This is a genomic window from Micromonospora sp. NPDC047467, assembly GCF_040643095.1.
Classification (GTDB): Bacteria; Actinomycetota; Actinomycetes; order Mycobacteriales; family Micromonosporaceae; genus Micromonospora.
On sequence record NZ_JBEYTO010000002.1, the window covers coordinates 596,436 to 612,978 of the forward strand.

Annotated in this window: 12 protein-coding genes; 4 read left to right on the forward strand and 8 right to left on the reverse strand. The window is 69.1% G+C overall.

All coding sequences use genetic code 11. From position 1 onward, the window contains the following. Positions 1-18: 18 nt before the first annotated feature. The 5 genes from ABZ780_RS06980 to ABZ780_RS07000 form a co-directional block, all read right to left on the reverse strand. The gene (locus ABZ780_RS06980) at positions 19-894 is read right to left on the reverse strand and encodes a creatininase family protein (protein WP_357004518.1); all 876 of its coding nucleotides are present in this window, start codon (positions 892-894) and stop codon (positions 19-21) included. Then, positions 882-2,630, reverse strand: coding sequence for an iron ABC transporter permease (locus tag ABZ780_RS06985; RefSeq protein WP_357004521.1), 1,749 nt, complete (start codon positions 2,628-2,630; stop codon positions 882-884). Before ABZ780_RS06985 ends, ABZ780_RS06980 begins: the two co-directional genes overlap by 13 nt. Further along, positions 2,627-3,700 (reverse strand): ABC transporter ATP-binding protein, encoded by a 1,074-nt coding sequence (locus ABZ780_RS06990; RefSeq protein ID WP_357004525.1) that lies wholly within the window; start codon positions 3,698-3,700, stop codon positions 2,627-2,629. Before ABZ780_RS06990 ends, ABZ780_RS06985 begins: the two co-directional genes overlap by 4 nt. Before the next feature lie 62 nt (positions 3,701-3,762). After that, positions 3,763-4,821, reverse strand: a complete 1,059-nt coding sequence (locus ABZ780_RS06995; protein ID WP_357484851.1) for an extracellular solute-binding protein — start codon at positions 4,819-4,821, stop codon at positions 3,763-3,765. 256 nt (positions 4,822-5,077) lie between these two features. Further along, entirely contained in the window at positions 5,078-6,229 is a 1,152-nt protein-coding gene (locus ABZ780_RS07000; RefSeq protein WP_357004532.1) for an ROK family protein, read from the reverse strand. A gap of 524 nt (positions 6,230-6,753) precedes the next feature. On the opposite strand from ABZ780_RS07000, the gene ABZ780_RS07005 reads away from it, so the two are divergent. Continuing rightward, positions 6,754-9,492 (forward strand): sugar-binding protein, encoded by a 2,739-nt coding sequence (locus ABZ780_RS07005; protein WP_357484853.1) that lies wholly within the window; start codon positions 6,754-6,756, stop codon positions 9,490-9,492. Between the two features lie 69 nt (positions 9,493-9,561). Here the strand turns inward: ABZ780_RS07005 and ABZ780_RS07010 are convergent, their stop codons facing one another. Next, complete coding sequence (locus ABZ780_RS07010; protein ID WP_357484856.1) at positions 9,562-10,356, reverse strand: DUF427 domain-containing protein; 795 nt, start codon at positions 10,354-10,356, stop codon at positions 9,562-9,564. A gap of 133 nt (positions 10,357-10,489) precedes the next feature. On the opposite strand from ABZ780_RS07010, the gene ABZ780_RS07015 reads away from it, so the two are divergent. Further along, positions 10,490-11,053, forward strand: a complete 564-nt coding sequence (locus tag ABZ780_RS07015) for a DUF4188 domain-containing protein (RefSeq protein ID WP_357484858.1) — start codon at positions 10,490-10,492, stop codon at positions 11,051-11,053. Positions 11,054-11,208: 155 nt separating this feature from the next. Here the strand turns inward: ABZ780_RS07015 and ABZ780_RS07020 are convergent, their stop codons facing one another. Further along, on the reverse strand, positions 11,209-12,897 hold the full coding sequence (locus tag ABZ780_RS07020; protein ID WP_357484861.1) for an MFS transporter: 1,689 nt from the start codon (positions 12,895-12,897) through the stop codon (positions 11,209-11,211). A gap of 220 nt (positions 12,898-13,117) precedes the next feature. Here ABZ780_RS07020 and ABZ780_RS07025 point away from each other — a divergent pair, with 220 nt between their 5' ends. Next, positions 13,118-14,575, forward strand: a complete 1,458-nt coding sequence (locus ABZ780_RS07025; RefSeq protein WP_357004546.1) for an aldehyde dehydrogenase family protein — start codon at positions 13,118-13,120, stop codon at positions 14,573-14,575. 295 nt (positions 14,576-14,870) lie between these two features. Further along, positions 14,871-15,311 carry a hypothetical protein gene (locus tag ABZ780_RS07030; RefSeq protein ID WP_357004548.1) on the forward strand — a complete coding sequence of 147 codons (441 nt, stop codon included), beginning with the start codon at positions 14,871-14,873 and terminating at the stop codon, positions 15,309-15,311. A 17-nt stretch (positions 15,312-15,328) separates the two neighbouring features. Here the strand turns inward: ABZ780_RS07030 and ABZ780_RS07035 are convergent, their stop codons facing one another. Continuing rightward, positions 15,329-16,465 (reverse strand): acyl-CoA dehydrogenase family protein, encoded by a 1,137-nt coding sequence (locus ABZ780_RS07035; protein ID WP_357484864.1) that lies wholly within the window; start codon positions 16,463-16,465, stop codon positions 15,329-15,331. Positions 16,466-16,543: the final 78 nt, after the last annotated feature.

Below are 16,543 nucleotides of genomic sequence, written 5' to 3' on the forward strand. Positions count from 1 at the left end.
TTCGGGTGGCGAGCGGGGTCATCCGATGGCCTGGTCCGACCGACCGGTCCCGCCAGGCCGGTCGGACCAGGCGGTCCTATCGGACGAGGCGGGCCGGTCCGCCCCGGGTGGGCCGGGTAGCGGCGCGGCCAGCCACGCCTCGATCACCTCGCGGAGCCGCGCGCCGGCCAACTGGCGGATCTGTTGCCCGGCCGCCTCGTTGGCCAGCGAGACGTGACCCGACCAGCCCTGCCACGGATCGGGCCGCGACTCCACCAGCACGTACGGGTACGGGGTGGGCAGCTTCGGCTTCGGCGGCAGGTCCGGCGTGGCGGCCAGGTGCACCGTCGCGGGGTCGAAGCCGAGCACGGCGGAGGTCTCGTACGCTCCGCCGTGCCCCCGGGCCGGCAGGGCGCCGAAGATCTCGCCCGTCTCGTCCGGGCTGACCAGCTGGAACCAGTTCGCGAGCAGCAGGCTCGCCAGGTGCCGGCCGGAGACCCACTCCATTGCGGCACGAACCGTGGAGAGGTTGGCGTCGTGACCGTTGACCACGAGGAGCCGGGGGAAACCCGCCTCGACGATGCCGGCGATCACGTCGCTGAGGTACCCGACGGCGATCTCGGGCCGCAGCGCCACCGTGCCCGGCCAGGGTCGCGTCTGGCCGGGGCAGGCGGCGTACGGCGCGGCCGGGAAGAGCACGGCTCGGGCGGAACCGGCCGCCAGTTCCCCGGCGAACCCCTCGGCCAGGAGCAGGTCGGTGCCGAGCGGCAGGTGCGGGCCGTGCCACTCGACGGCGCCGACCGGCAGCACCGCGAGGTCCGCCGCCTCGGCCACGGCGGCGAACGCGTGGCCGGGGACCCGAGTGACCGGGAGCAGCCCGCCCTCGCGGCGCCACCGTTCGATCAGTTCGTCCACTGGACGGCCTTTCTGCTCGCGGTGCGGCTGCTGTCCAGCCGGCCGGAGAACCACATCACCACGAAGATGAGCAGCACCTGGAGCATTCCGTACGCCGCTGCGGTGCCGAGTTCGAACGAGTACATCCGGTTGTTGATCGCCACCGAGATCGGCACCGTCGACGAGGTGTAGATCAGCACCGAGGCGACGAACTCGCCGACACCGTTCACGAACGCCAGCAGCGCGCCGGCGAGCACGCCGGGCAGCATCAGCCGTACCGTGATCGTGTAGAAGGCCCGCAGCCAGGAGGCGCCGAGGTTGCGGGCGGCCTCCTCCAACGACGGGTCGATCAGCGCGAGCGCCGCCGAGCTGGACCGGAACACGATCGGCAGGAATCGCACGAAGTAGGCCAGCGGCAGGATCCAGAAGCTTCCGACCAGGACCTGCCCGAGGCTGAACGCGTTGCCGGTGCTGAACGCCGAGATCAGGTTGATCGCGACGACCGTTCCGGGCAGCGCCCACGCGATCATCACCGCCACGTCGAGCAGACCCCGCCCGACGAAGCGCAGCCGTCGCACCGCGTACGCGATCAGCACGCCGATCACCACGCAGCCGACGACCGCGATCAGGCTCATCTGCACCGAGTTGAGGATCGGCTGGAACGCCTTGGGGTCGGAGAAGATCGTGACGAAGTTGTCGAGCGTGTACGTCGTCGGCAGCACCGAGGTGGTCCACGTGCGGTTCTCGGAGAAGGCCACCAGCGCGATCGTGGCGACCGGTGCGAGCAGGATCATCGTGGCCAGCACCGAGGCGATCGGCGCCAACCAGCGACCGATCGGATTGTTGATCTCCCGCCGGTTGGCCGAGATCCCCTTCGACTGCGACTGGTAGCTGCGCCGGCCCTCGTACCACCGCATCGACAGCAGGAAGATGATGGAGACGATGCCCAGCACGGAGGCGTACGCCGAGGCCATCGGCAGGTCGCCGTTGGTCCGGTTGATGTAGATCTGCATCGTCATGGTCTGGCTGACGTTGAACAGCAGTGGCGCGGTGTACGACGCCAGCGAGGTCATGAAGACCAGCAGCGACGCCGAGACCAGCGCCGGGGTGAGCATCGGCAGCATGACGGTCCGCCAGACCCGCACCCGGCTGGCGCCGAGGTTGTACGCCGCCTCCTCGACCGAGGGGTCCATTCCGGCCAGCGCCGCGGCGGCGGCCAGGTAGAAGAACGGGTACATGGTGAACGTGTGCACCACGAGCACGCCGGCGATGCCGTCGAAGGCGAGGACCGGCTGCTCGGTGCCGAAGAGCGACTGCAGCCCACGCGGCAGGATGCCGATGTTGCTGTAGAGCAGTTGGAACGACACGGCGCCGATCAGTGGCGGCAGCGCCGCCGGCACCAGGATGAACGCCTCGAGGAGCCGACGGCCACGGAAGGTGAACCGCTTGAGCAGGAAGGCCATCGAGACGCCGACGATGCCGCAGAGCAGCACGCTCGCCGCCGAGATGAACAGCGAGGTGAGCAGCGACTCCCGTGCCACCCCGGAGGAGGTGAAGAACTGGAGGTAGTTCGTCGTACCGTCGGCGCTGACACTCTCGGCGAAGGTGGCGAACATCGGTTGTACGACGTAGCCCCAGAGCACCAGGACGAGGGGAAACACGAGCAGGTAGGGGAACCACCGTGAATTGGTGCCGCCGGACAGGCGCTTGCTGAGCCCCGCCCGCCAGCCGGCTGTGGGTTGGGAACGAACGGTCACGGCTGGACCACCCAGAGCCGTTCGGGTACGAGATACAGGCTCACGACGTCGTCGATCTTGATGCCGGTCGGTGGGTCGATCACTGCCGCCATCACCTCGGTGCCGTCGACGTCGACACTGATGTGAGTGGCCATACCGGTGAACTCGATGTGGCTGATCCGGCCGCGCAGCGCCGACTCCTCGTCCGGGCCGGCGAGCGTGATGTGCTCCGGCCGGGCCGACACCAGCGCGGTGTCCCCCTCGGTGAGGCCGTGCCCCGCGGTGGCACCGACGTCGAGCGTCGCGCCGCCGGGAAGGCGTACCGTCACCTGGGTCTCTCCCGCGCCGACCACGGGCAGGCGCAGGACGTTGCTGCGTCCGATGAAGCGGGCCACGAACGCGTTCGTGGGCCGGTAGTAGATCTCGTGCGGAGCGCCGACCTGCTGGACCCGGCCGGACTGCATGACGGCGATCCGGTCCGACATCGACATCGCCTCGGCCTGGTCGTGCGTCACGTAGAGGCTGGTGAGGCCGCTGTCGCGCTGGATCCGCCGAATCTCGGTGCGCGTCTCCTCGCGGAGCTTGGCGTCGAGATTGGACAGTGGCTCGTCGAGCAGCAGGGTGCGCGGCCGGATGACCAGTGCCCGGGCCAACGCGACCCGCTGCTGCTGACCACCGGAGAGCGCGTCGATGCGCCGGTCGCCGTACCCGTCGAGGTGCACCTGGGCGAGTGCCTCCTCGACCCGGCGGGCCCGCTCCGCGCGGGAGACCCGACGGACCTTCAGCCCGTACGCGACGTTCTGCGCCACCGACATGTGCGGGAAGAGCGCGTAGTTCTGGAACACCATGCCGGTGTCGCGCTTGTTCGGCGACCAGCGGGTCACGTCGTCGTCGCCGAAGTGGATGTTCCCCGAGGTCGGAAAATAGAACCCCGCCACCATCCGCAGGGTCGTGGTCTTGCCGCAGCCGCTCGGTCCGAGGAGGGTGAAGAACTCACCGGCTCCGATGGTGATGCTGACGTTGTCGACCGCCGCTGAGTCGCTTGACTTGTCGAAACGCTTGCTGACGGTCGTCAGCCGGACATCGATCATTGTTCTGGGTCCTTCCAGGACGGGACCGGGTCGTGCCGTGGCACGACCCGGTCCCTGTCAACTCAGCCCTTGTCCTTGATCTCCGCGTTCCAGTGGGTGATCCAGGCCGTCTCGTTCTTGCCGATGACGTCCCAGTCGACCTCCATCGGCTTGAGGTTGAGCTGGCCGAGCCACTCCGGCTTCTCCGAGATCTCCACGGCGGGGATCTGGAAGTAGTCCTTCGCGAGGGTGGCCCGCAGCGAGTCGTCGAAGATGAACTCGAGGAACTTCTTGGCGGCGGCGTCGTTGCCACCCTTGACCGCGGCGACACCGTCGACGAGCACCGGGGCGCCCGAGGTCGGCATGACGTAGCCGAACGGCATCTTCTTGTCGGCCTGCAGCAGGACGTCCTGCAGGTTCCAGGCGCTGACCACGCCCTGCTCACGCGACATCTTCAGGTACAGGTCGGCGGGGTTGGCGGCGTACTCGACGGTGTTGGCGTCGAGCTTGCGCAGCCAGTCGTAGCCGGGCTGCGGGTTGGACCCGTCGGGCGTGAGGCGCTGGATCATCGAGGAGTAGATCGAGCGCATGGTGCCGGAGGCAGCCACGTCCCGGATGATGATCTTGTCTTTCCACTTCGGGTCGAGCAGCTCGTCCCAGTCCTTCGGAGCCTGCTCCGGGGTCAGCGCCTTGTTGTTGTACATGATGACCTCGGGCAGCAGGATCTCGCCGAACCAGCGGCCCTGCGCGTCCTTGTACCGCGCGTCCATCTTCGTGGCGAACGAGGGCTGCCAGGAGGTCAGCAGGTCCTCTGCGGCGCCGGAGGCGAGACCCTGCTGGGTGCCGCCCCACCACACCGAGGCCTGCGGGTTGGCCTTCTCGGCACGGACCCGCTCCAGCACCTCCTGGGCGCCCATGTTGAGCACCTCGACCTTGCCCTTGTACTCAGGGTTCTTCGCGGTGAACTGCTCGACGACGAAGTCGGTGACCGCCTTGTCGCGGGCGCTGTAGATGACGAACTTCTCGGCCGCCGCGGCCGGGGACGCGCCGTCGGCGGCGTCGTTGTCGTCGCTGCTGCCGCAGGCTGCGGTGGTTGCCAGCATCGCGCCGAGCGCGATCGCCATGACCCAGGGACGTCTCATTGTTGCCTCCACTCAGGGGGGATCTACGGGAGTTCTGATCGAGAGTCGTAAATCGAATTGGTTCTGCCGAAATACGATGGTTCGCCGGCCCGGGACACGACGTTGAAGATCGCGTCGTGCCCGGAGCGGGGTTCGGGGGTTCCGCCGGAGCGGGACGTGGCGCGCAGCGTCCGGTTGTTCGGGGTACGGACGAGGGCGCCGTGGCAGGCGGCGGAGGTGGTGGGGGGTCGGGGTCGGGGGTCGGTGGTGGTGGTGGTCAGGGCAGGGAGGGAAGTGGAACCGCGGCCGACAGCGCGTAGCTGATCGCTCCGTGCAGCACGGCCTGGTCGCCGAGGGTGGCCCGGCGTACCTCAGTGGGGGCCGGGGTCTTGGCCGAGAGCAGTCCCTGGAGTTGTTCGAGCGCGGCGTCGTCGAGCTCAGCGGCGGCACCGCTGAGCAGCACCATCCCCGGGTCGATCACGCAGACGCAGGAGAGGATGAGCCGGGCCCAGGCGTCGAGGACCTCGTCGAGGTAGTCGCGGGCCGGACGCGACGTTGCGGCGAGCTCGATCAGCTCCCGGACCGGAGACTCGGGTCGCCGCCCCGGGCGCAGGGCGACCACCCGCTCGGCGATGGCGTTCACCGACCAGCGGGCCTCGAACTCACCCACGCCGCTGTAGCTGCTGCGTCTGGGGGCGCCGTCCAGAGGCAGGAAACCCACCTCGCCGGCCGCGCCGCTGGCGCCCCGGCGGACCTTGCCGTCGAGGACGAGCCCGGCGCCGATGCCGTCCGCGACGTGGATCAGCAACAGGTTGGCGACGTCCGCCCCGGCGCCGGCGACGCACTCGCCGGCGGCCATCAGATTGACGTCGTTGTCGACGACGACGGGCACGCCGAGCCGCCGCTGAACCGACTCGCCGATCGGCCACGCCTCGACCAGCCCCACCGATGGCGCGAGGCGTACCGCGCCGTTGGTGGAGACACCCGGCACCGCGATGGCGACGCCGCGCAGCGACGGCAGGTTGTCGCCGACCAGGTCCAGGACGAACGCACAGACGGTCTCGACCACGTCGCCACCGAACCGCGCGGTGCGGTGCGCGATGAGCGCACCCTCGCTGTCGGCGATCTCGCAACTGATCCGGGATGGTTCGAGCGAAACCGCGGCGACGAGCTCGGCGCGCGGATTGAACTCGAGCATCTCCCGAGGGCGGCCGGTGGTGGGGGCACCCGGCCCTCGCTCGATGAGGTAACCCTCGGCGATGAGCTCCCGCACGAGCACGGTCACCGTGGCCGCCGGCAGACCCGTCATCTCGGCCAGATCCACTCGGGACAGCATTCGCGCCTGCCGGGCAGCCAGGATCACCGAGAGACGCTTGATCTCTCGGGACCGCTCACGGCTGACCGGGCTGGTCGTTGCTTTGTCGGACACAGTTATTTCCTACTGAGAAAAAACTATGGCGTCAAGTAACGAGATCATCTCGGCCGTTGGCTAGGGAAAACATAGATCCACGAGGGCCCGTGGTCAGGCGATCTGCCCCCGGCGGGACGAAAGCGGCCTCAGTGTAGAAGTCGAGCGCCCTAAAGCCGGGCAAAAGGCTCCTATCGCCAAAGTGGACCGACGCCCCATGGCCCGTGAACAGGCACATCGTTTCTTCAAAGAAAAAATAAAGTCGTCCAGGACTATTGACTGGCTCGCCGCAAGATCCCTAGCGTTACCGGCCGAAGGCCTTCTGGTGAATCCATCCCTACCACTGTGCGAACCGCTCGCTAGCGGGCGGTGGGCCGGCACCACCCCCGCTGTCGAGCTGCCCGCACGAGTGGAGGCCGTTCCACGGCCTCCAGTGGACAGCTGTTCACGTTCGGGCCCGGCAGGAGCCAACGGCCAGTTGCGCTCTGCCGGGCCCCGAGACCGTCCCCCACGCAGCACTCACCCCCACACGAAGAGGTATGCCAATGAAATGGCGCACCACGGCGACTATCGCCATGTGCGGTCTGCTGTCGCTAGGCCTGGCCAGTCCAGTCCAGGCCGGCTCCAAGCACTCATCCCCCAAGCACTCGTCTCCGAAGCCCCCGCCGCCGGCAAAGCCGGGTAAGGCGGTCGACCTGGACGTCATGTTCATCGGCGCGCACCCGGACGACGAGGCCGGCCAGCTCGCGATGCTGGGATACTGGAACGAGTATCACGGCATGAAGGCCGGCGTCATCACCACCACCCGCGGCGAGGGCGGCGGCAACGCCACCGGCCTCGAAGAGGGCCCCGAGCTCGGCCTCCTCCGGGAGGATGAGGAGCGCAAGGCGGTGGGCTGGGCCGGCATCGAGAACATCTACAACCTGGACGCTCTCGACTTCTGGTACACCGCCAGCGCTCCGCTGACGGAAGAGGTCTGGGGATACCAGGAGACTCTCTCCCGGATCGTGCGGGTGCTGCGGACCACCAAGCCCGAGGTCATCCTCACGATGAACCCCTCGGCCACCCAGGGCAACCACGGCAACCACCAGAAGGCGGCCATGCTGGCCGTTGAGGCCTTCTACGCTGCGGCCGACCCCAAGGCGTTCCCGGAGCAGATCAAGAAGGAAGGGCTCGAGCCCTGGCGGGTCTCCCGCATCTTCCAGACCGGTGGCAGTGGCACGACCGGCACCAACGGCCCCGCCTGCGAGACCACGTTCACGCCGGCTGAGGCCAGCAACGTCATCTTCGGCACCTGGCAGGGCTACGAGTCGGCGCGTCACGACGGCAACCGGTGGAACACGGTCCAGACCTGGGCCCGCCGCGAGTACGTGACTCAGGGCTGGGGCAACAGCGCCTTCCCGACCACCAACCCGGCCAACATCGGCTGCAACCGGCTGACGCTGATCGACACCCGCACCCCGTACCCGGCCCCGAACGTCGGTGCCGGCACCGGTGCGCTCCAGGGCGCCAACCTCCGCGCTCCCGGCGGCCTGCCGCTCGGCACCGAGGTCCACGTGCGTCCGCAGAACTGGGAGGCCCTCGCCGGGCAGCCCCTGCGCGTCGACACGGTTCTCTACGCCAAGAAGGCCATCACCGGCGCCAAGGTCACCCTGGACGTTCCGGCCGGCTGGAAGGTCACCGGCAACGGCAACGTCGGCACGCTGACCCCGGGCAAGGAGGTCGTGAAGAGCTTCACGGTCACCCCGCCGGCACAGGTCACGGTGGGCGAGCGGTTCCTGATCAACGCCACGCTGACCAGCAAGAAGGACGGCAGCGGCACCAGCAGCGCCCGCGTGCAGGGCACTGCTCCGGTGCGCGGCACCCTGGAGCCGCTGGAGGAGATCGCCGACTTCCGCGAGTGGTCCGTCCGCAACAAGACCCAGCAGCTCGACGCGCTCATCGAGTCCCTGCTGAACATCCCCAGTGGTGGCACCCGTAGCGTCAAGGTCAACCTGACCAACCACGGCACCCGGGTCCAGTCCGGAACGGTCAAGCTGAACGTCCCGGCCGGCTTCACTGTGGCGCAGCAGCAGTTGGCGTACAGCGGGCTGCAGCCCGGTGCCCGCACCTCGGTGACCTTCACGGTCACCAACTCCGACACGTCGCTGCCGACCGCCAACCGGGCGCCGGACAACGGCGCGTACCGGGTGGGGATCGAGACCAGCTTCAGCGGTGGCAGCGCCATCGAGCCGGGCGCGTTCAACCTGGTGCCGACCACCACCATCCCGCGGGCCGCCACCGCGCCTGTCGTCGACGGCCACGGCCACGACCACGAGTACACCGGCGAGGTCATCGACATCTCGACGCGCTGGGAGGGCACCGCCGCTCCGGCGTCGGACATCTCCGGCACGGCCCAGTTCACCTACACCGACGACGCCCTGTACGGCGTCTTCAACATCACCGACGATGTGCTCGGTACCGTGCTGCCGGCCGTGGACTGCAAGCGTCCGCGCCGTAACGACAACATCGAGCTCGGCATCGACCCGCGGGGCAACTCGGCGAACACCTCCACGGTGTTCAACGCGGCGCTCTTCCCGACCACCATCGACCCGGCCAACGGCAACCCGCCGTGCTTCGCCCGGGAGCGGGACAACTACCAGGGTGGCCCCGAGACCGCACCTGGTCTCGAGATCGCCTCGGTCGTCACCAGCAACCCGTACACGGGTTACCGGATCGAGGTCAAGATCCCGTTCAGCGTGCTGCCGGACGCCATCGACCCGGCCCGGATGGGTCTGAACATCCTGGTCAACGACTCGGACACGCAGGACCTGAGCTCGCAGACCCGGGTCGGTTGGTCGACCTGGAGCGGCGTTCGGGCCGACCCGTGGCGCTGGGGCAACGCGGTCCTGCCGGGTCTGACGGCGCGGCCGTCGGCGCCCAAGGCTCCGATCATGCCCGACACCGCGGTGCAGAGCGTCGACTCGCCGCAGACCATCCTCCAGTCCTCCTGGGACGGGGTGGCACCGGGTGGTTACGCCAAGTTGGCGGACAACACCGTGAAGATCAAGAAGGTCACCAAGACCAACTCGAAGGTCTCGGTGGAGCTCAAGGTGAAGCAGTCGGGCACCGCCCGGGTCTTCATCTGGGACGGCGAGCGGGTCGTGGCGCAGACCACGGCCAACCTGAGCAAGGACCGCACCCTGGTCCTGCCGCTCAGCGGTGCTCTTCCGGCCGGCTCGTCGGTGCTCGTCTCGTACGAGCGGGGCGGCGCCACCACCGGTCTCGCCCAGCAGCTGCGCTGATCGAACGGTAACCGCGTCGACCTGACGCACTGATGGGCCGGGCCGCGAGGCCCGGCCCATCAGCCGTATCTACGTACCGGCAGCCGAACCGCTTGGCGTCGGACTCACCGACTCGCCGTCCACCGTGATCGTTACCCGGTCCGGGTAGAACGCGGTCATCCCGGCGATGTTGGCCACGCCGGGCAGGGGGTCGGGGTAGAACCACGCGATGTTGCTCCCGTCGCTGCCGGGTGCGTCGCCCAGCGACCAGTACGAAGCGACTCCCTTGTACGGGCAGCGGGTGTGGTGGTCGGAGGGCAGCAACAGATCCCGGACCAGGTCGTCGGCGGGGATGTAGTAGCGGGTGGGCAGACCGGTCTCGAAGAGCAGCACCGGGCGGTGGGTGTCGGCGAGAACGACTCCCTCGTGTGTGACGACCACATGCCTTGAGCTCGGCAGCGCGTCAACGCGAGAGAACGGATCGGCGGGATGCACGAAAAACCGTGCGTCTTCCTCGTACCACCGCTCGATTCCCTGGCCGAACCACTCCCGCCAGGCGAGGCACACGGTCTCGGCGAAGATGTCTCCCGGGTAGGTCCACGCGGCGTTGTGGAAGGTCTGCCCGCTGACGGTCAGGTCGTGGAAACTGCTGCCGGCCCGGCTACCGGGCGCGGTTGGCCGCGCGGCGGGCCGCAGCGTCCCGCCGGTGACGTCGGACAGCGCGAAGGCGTAGAACGGCACGGGGAACCCGGGTTCCCAGACCAGCAGTGGTCTCCGGCTGTCCACGACGACGACCTCGCCGATGCTGCCGCGGATCCACCGCTCGCTGTGGTGGTAGGTGAGCCGGTCCTCCGGCGGGGCGAAGCGCGGTGCGGGCGCAAGCATGGCAACCCCCTCGACAACACGTGTATGTTCACGTGTTTGACAGTCAAAGCTTGTATTTTCGAGTCTCTACTGCTCTGCTGAAATCCTACATACGAGTGCCGTGTGCAGGCACCGAACGAGGGAGGCGATCGGCATGGGCGAGGAGCCGAAGCAGCGACCGCGGATGACCGCGGAGGTCGAAGGTGACTTCGCCGTCTTCATCACCGGCATGCGGATCAACCGTTACTGGAAGATCCACCAGTGGTATCCGAACTTCCGCGACATGCGCAAGATCTTGATGGCGCTGTTCAGCGATCCGGAGAACGGCGCGATGTCCGCCCACCACGCCTGGACTCGGCGGGGGCCGATCCTGATCGGCTACTTCCGTAGCGTCGAGCAGTTGGAGCGGTTCGCCAGCGACCCGCAGCAGCCGCACGCCGAGGTCTGGGCACGCTACTTCAAGCGGATGAAGAAGAACGGCGACGTCGGGGTGTGGCACGAGACGTTCGTCGTCCGGTCCGGCGAGTACGAGGCCGTCTACGACTACATGCCGTCGCCCACCGGCCTGGCGATGGGTACGTCGCACGTGCCGGTCGAACGCCGCGGCGATCTCGCCGTGCACCGTCGCGCCACAGGTGCCCGGCTGGCGAGGGAGCGGACGGCCGCGCAGGAATCCGGGGAAGAGAAAGCGGCAGCTGTCCGGGTCGCCTCCGAGTGAGGCCGCGCGGCCGGCGGTGGCGTTCCGGGTCGACCCGATGCGCCCCGACCTCGCGCCGCTGACTGTCCCGACTGGAACACGATACGCCGGTGCCCGAGCCGGGTCCGCAGCCAGAGCTGACGGCGGACCCGACCCGGGCACCGGCGTATCGTGGCTCAGCCCTTGTGCTCGACGCGGCGGGGCAGCAGGAAGCTGGCGGCGATGGCCAGCGCGAACACGACGATCTGGTAGACCAGCGCCCGTTCGGTGGTCTGCTGGTAGGCGGTGCGGTTCGCGGTGAACTGCAACTCGTCATGCCGGTCTGCGACGTCCGCGCCGGCCCCGGACTGGGACGACACGGCGCGGCACGGCTCCAGGTCGGCGACCGGGTTGGCGGCCTCGATCCGCTCCTTGAAACAGGCCCGGGCGTTGTCGGCGGCGGCGTCGACGGTCGCCACCGGCAGGCCCCGGGCCGTCAGCTCGTCCTTGAAAGTGCTCCGGAGGTCGTCGCCGACGGCGGGGGACTGGACAGCCAGGGCGATGAAGAAGACCATGCTGCTCAGGGCGATGCCGATGGCGGCGCCCATCTGCTGCACGGTGTTGAACACCCCGGAGGCTGCGCCCGCGCTGTCCAGCGGCACGTCGTTGAGCGTGTAGGTGAGCAGTGGTGCGAAGGTCATGCCCATGCCCGCGCCGCCGAGGATGAGCCCGGGGGCAAGCGCCCAGGGGGTGACGGTGTCGAACTGGTGGATCACGGTGATCAGGATGACCATCGCCGCGATCAGCATGACCAGCCCGAGTTGCAGGCCGAGCCGGCCGAGCTTCGGGGTGATGCGGCGGGCGGAGATGGCGGTGAACAGGGGGACGGCGAAGCCCCACAGCACGCCGATCAGGCCGGCCTTGATCACCGAGAACCCCTGCCCGAACTGTAGGTAGAGGGTGTTGACGAGGAAGAACGGCATGACGCCGCTCATGAACAACAGGGAGACGGCGAGGCCGCCGCGGAAGGAGCGGTGGGAGAACAGCGACACCGGGATGAGCGGCGATTCCGTTCGGCGGCGCTGCACCGCCACCAGCGCGGCGAAGGCCAGCATCGAGGCGGCCAGGCTGACGAGGGTCCACGCCGGCCAGCCCTGCTGCGGACCCTGGATGAGGGGGAACACCAGCAGCAGCATGCCGAGACCCACCAGGATGGCGCCCTTCACGTCCAGCCGCTGGGCCGACGCACCCTTGGACTCGGGAACCAGCTTCGCGGTGACCAGGAGACATACCGCGGCGATGGGGAGGTTCACCAGGAAGATCGTGCGCCAGGTGAGGCCACCGACGTTGACGGCGGTGAGCAGGGCGCCCACGATGGGGCCGGCCACCGTGCCGACGGCGAAGACGACGCTCAGGGCGGAGAAGGCGCGTGCCCGCTCGTTGGGCGGGTACATGACCTGGAGGATCGACAGCACCTGCGGGACCATGAGCGCACCCATGCCGCCCTGGATGAAGCGGGCCACGATCAGCTGTTCCGGGTTTGCCGCGAGCCCCGCGACGAGCGAGGCGGCGGCGAACCCGACCATGCCGATGATGAAGACGCGCTTGCGGCCGTAGATGTCGCCGAGCCGGCCACCGGTCACCAGCATGGTGGCGAAGGCGAGGGTGTACCCGCCCACCATCCACTGCATGTTCGAGCTGGTGGCGCCGATGTCCTCCTGAATGGTCGGCAGGGCGACGTTGACGATCACGATGTCGAGCAGGTCGAGCAGCAGGCCGACCAGAACGGCGAAGAGCGCGATGGACCGCGCCCGACCGGCGATCGGAGCCGGCTTCGGAGGGGTCTCCGCAGGACTGGGGGACGGTCGCGTCCTCGATGGTGTCATTCGCGTACCTTCCATGATCGTTTTTACGCGTCTTTGCCGGCTGGGAAGGCGGTGCGACCAGCACGGATACTGCTGCCGGTTCGGTTGCTGGAGACAGGCTATCTACGGTGTGTGAGAGTGTCTATCAAAGATGCCTCTGGTTTCTTACGAGGCTTTGATGGGATTCTGAAAGCACCGTACGACCGGTAACCCGCCTCGACGTGAGGAGCGCGCGATGGGAATGAGCGAACCACCCACGCACCTGTTGCCCGAGCCGGCGCTGTGGATCGGCGAGGAGCGGGTGGTGGAGTCCTCCGGCGGGCGGGCGGAACACGTCTACGCCGCGACCGGGAAGCCGACGACCGAGGTCGTCCTCGCCGGACCGGCCGAGATCGACCAGGCCGTGGCGCTGGCGAGGGCGAGTCTGCCCCTGTGGAGGGACAGCTCGGCAGCGGTCCGACGCGACACGTTGCTGAGGCTGGCTGACCTGCTGCTCGTCCACGCCGATTCCCTCGCCGCGGTGCAGAGCCTGGAGATCGGCCTGCCGACGCAACTCGCGCGGCGGCTGCCGGCGCTGGCGGCCGACCACCTGCGGTACTACGCCGGGTGGTGCGACAAAATCGGCGGCGAGGTGGTGCCCACCTGGCCCGGGCGCAGCCTGGATTACACCCTCGACGAGCCGTACGGCGTGGTGGCCGGCATCATCCCGTGGAACGGCTCGCTGATGTCGATGGCGCAACTGCTCGGTCCGGCGCTCGCTGCCGGCAACGCCGTCGTGGTCAAGCCGTCGGAGCTGGCGCCCTTCGTCGGCCAGCGGTTCGCCGAGCTGGCGGTGGAGGCAGGGGTGCCGCGGGGGGTGGTGGTGGTCGTGCCCGGCGGGCCGCCGGCCGGGGCGGCCCTGGCGGGGCACCCCGGCGTCGACAAGGTGCACTTCACCGGCAGCGCGGCGACCGGCCGGCAGGTGCTCGCCGAGGCGGCCCGGAACCTGACGCCGGTGGCGTTGGAGTTGGGCGGCAAGTCCCCCCACGTCATCTTCGACGACGCCGACCTGCGGTCGGCGGCGCGGTACGCGATGAGCGGCGTGGTGGCCCTGTCGGGGCAGGGGTGTGCGAACGGCACCCGGTTGCTGGTGCACTCGGCCGTCCGCGAGCAGGTGCTGCAGACACTGACCTCGCGGCTGCGTCGCGTCCGGGTGGGCGACCCGGCCGACGAGGCCACCGTGATGGGTCCTGTGGTCTCCGGGCAGGCGTGCGACCGGATCCTCGGTGTGGTCGACCGGGCCCGTGCGTCGGGCGCGCGGTTGCTGGCGGGTGGCGGGCGCTGCGGCGGGGAACTCGCCGACGGTTTCTTCGTGGAACCGACGGTCTTCGTCGACGCCGACCACGACACCGAACTCGTTCAGGAGGAGGTGTTCGGGCCGGTGCTGGCGGTGTCGAGCTTCGACACCGAGGAGGAGGCGGTGGGGCTGGCCAACGCCACCCGATACGGCCTGGGGGCGTACCTGCACACGAACGACCTGCGCCGCGCCCACCGGGTAAGCCGGGCCGTCGCGGCCGGCAGCGTATGGGTGAACGGCGCACCGGGCCTGATGCCGTCGGCGCCGTTCGGCGGGGTGAAACAGAGTGGTTCCGCGCGTATCGGCGGCCTCGCCGGCCTGCGCGAGTTTCTCCGGCCGAAGAACGTGTGGATGCCAGTCTGAACGCTCGTAACGACCGAGTAATCTTGGTGACACTAGGAAGCTTCGGAACGTGCTTTTCGCGCTGTTCACACGTGAAGTGATCCTTCGACAACCACCGGTGTCGATGGTGGGTCTGAGAGTCGCTTTCCGTTATGCTGGAGTGACTTTGGGTGCGGAGGGTTTGCCGTGTACGTCCGGAGGGGCCAACTAAATCTACGCAACGTATGAGACTGTGGCCTAGCGTCTCGCGGGCACCGGATGTTGGTAGGGAAGAAGGGCAGAGGCAATGGCTCAGTACATCGTCACGATCACTCCGGTGCTTGGTGCGAAAGACGCGGGAGAGGAGTCCTCCCGCACCACGATGCGCGTGTTCGCCGAGGACGGCCAGGTCTACATCAAAGAGTTGACCGTCCGCGTCGCGGATGACGTCAAGCTCGGCGCTGCCGACCTGCTCCAGGTCGACCTGGACCTGTTGATGCAGGCGTTCGCCGCGAAGCGTCCCGCAGCAGCGGCAACCGCCGCCGTGTCGGCCGAGAGCTCGGAGGCCACCAGGCCCTACCGCGTCTCCACGCCGAGCCGGACGGCGAAGTCGGACCGCGCCTACCGTCGCATGCCGGACCCGAGCGAGCTCAAGAACATCTATCTGAAGAACCGCACCGTCACCGGTGTCGCCAAACACTACGGCGTGCCCACCCACACCGCCCAGGGGTGGATCACCCGGCTGCGCCGCAAGGGTGTCATCCCCAGCGTGAAGTGAACCCCGAGGCCCGCCGGTCACAGCGGGCCGCCGTCACCGCCCTCACCGACCAGGTGCGCGCCGAGGGCCGTGTAGGAGTTGCGGCTGGCCACGAAGTGCTGCCGAGCGGTGTTGACGTCCCGCAGCCTCCGGGACAGGGGCGACGAGTCGTACACCGCTGTCCCGCCGGCCAGCTCGAAGGCCGCGTCGGTCGCCCGGACCGCCAGAGCGGTCGCTTGCGCGGCCGCAGCCCGGACCTGCGCTCGCCGCAGCGCCGCATCCGGGCCCGCGAACCCGCCCCACTCGTCACCGGCCTGGTCGTAGAGCAGCGCCCGACCCGCCTGTACCACCATCCGAGCCTCGCCCAGCCGCTCCTGGAAGGCGGCCGAGGACGCCAGCCGCGTCGCGCTCAGCGCCGGCCGCTTGCCGCCCGCCGCCAGCTCGACGACGTTCCGCAGGGCCGCCTCGGCGATGCCCAGCGCCGCCGCCGCGATGATGAGGCTGGACTGCGCGATGCTCATCGACGCCCGCGCCGCGCTCGCCGAACCGGGCACCAACTCCACGGCTCGCTCCGCGGGGCAGTAGCCGCCGGAGACGGCGAGGTCGTGGCTACCTGTGCCGCGTAGGCCCAGGGTGTGCCAGGTGTCGACCACTGTGACGTCGGCGGCGGGCAGCAGCATGATCCGGGTGGCGGGCCGGCCGTCGTTCAGCGCCACCGCGCGCCCCCGTACCAGGACACAGTTGAGGTAGACCCAGGCGGCGCGTTCGCAGCCGGTGACGAACGGCCACTGGCCGGAGATCCGCCACCCTCCGTCGACCTCGGTGGCCCGGCCCTTGGGCGCCACCGCGCCGGCGGCGTAGACGTCCGGGCCGTCGGCGAAGATAGCCGCGACGGTCGCCGCCGGCGCACAGCCGATGATGAGCTGGGACAGGGCGACCTGGCCGACCAGCCAGGCCACCGACGCGTCCGCCGTGCCCAACGTCTCGACGACCCGTAGCGTGTCCGGCACGCTCAGGCCGGCGCCACCGTGCTCCACGGGCGCGAGCATGCGCAGGCAGCCCGCCGCGCGCAGCCCGTCGAGCAGATGGTCCGGGAGACCCCGGCCCCGCTCGACCTCGTCGGCGTGTTTGGCGATCTCCGGAAGGAGATCACGGACCAGTTGCAGAGTCGTCATGCCGAGCCTCGCCCTCCGGTCTGACGTGTCGGTCCGAGTGCCGGGCCGCGCCTGCTCCGGCCACCGCGGGCGGCTCGG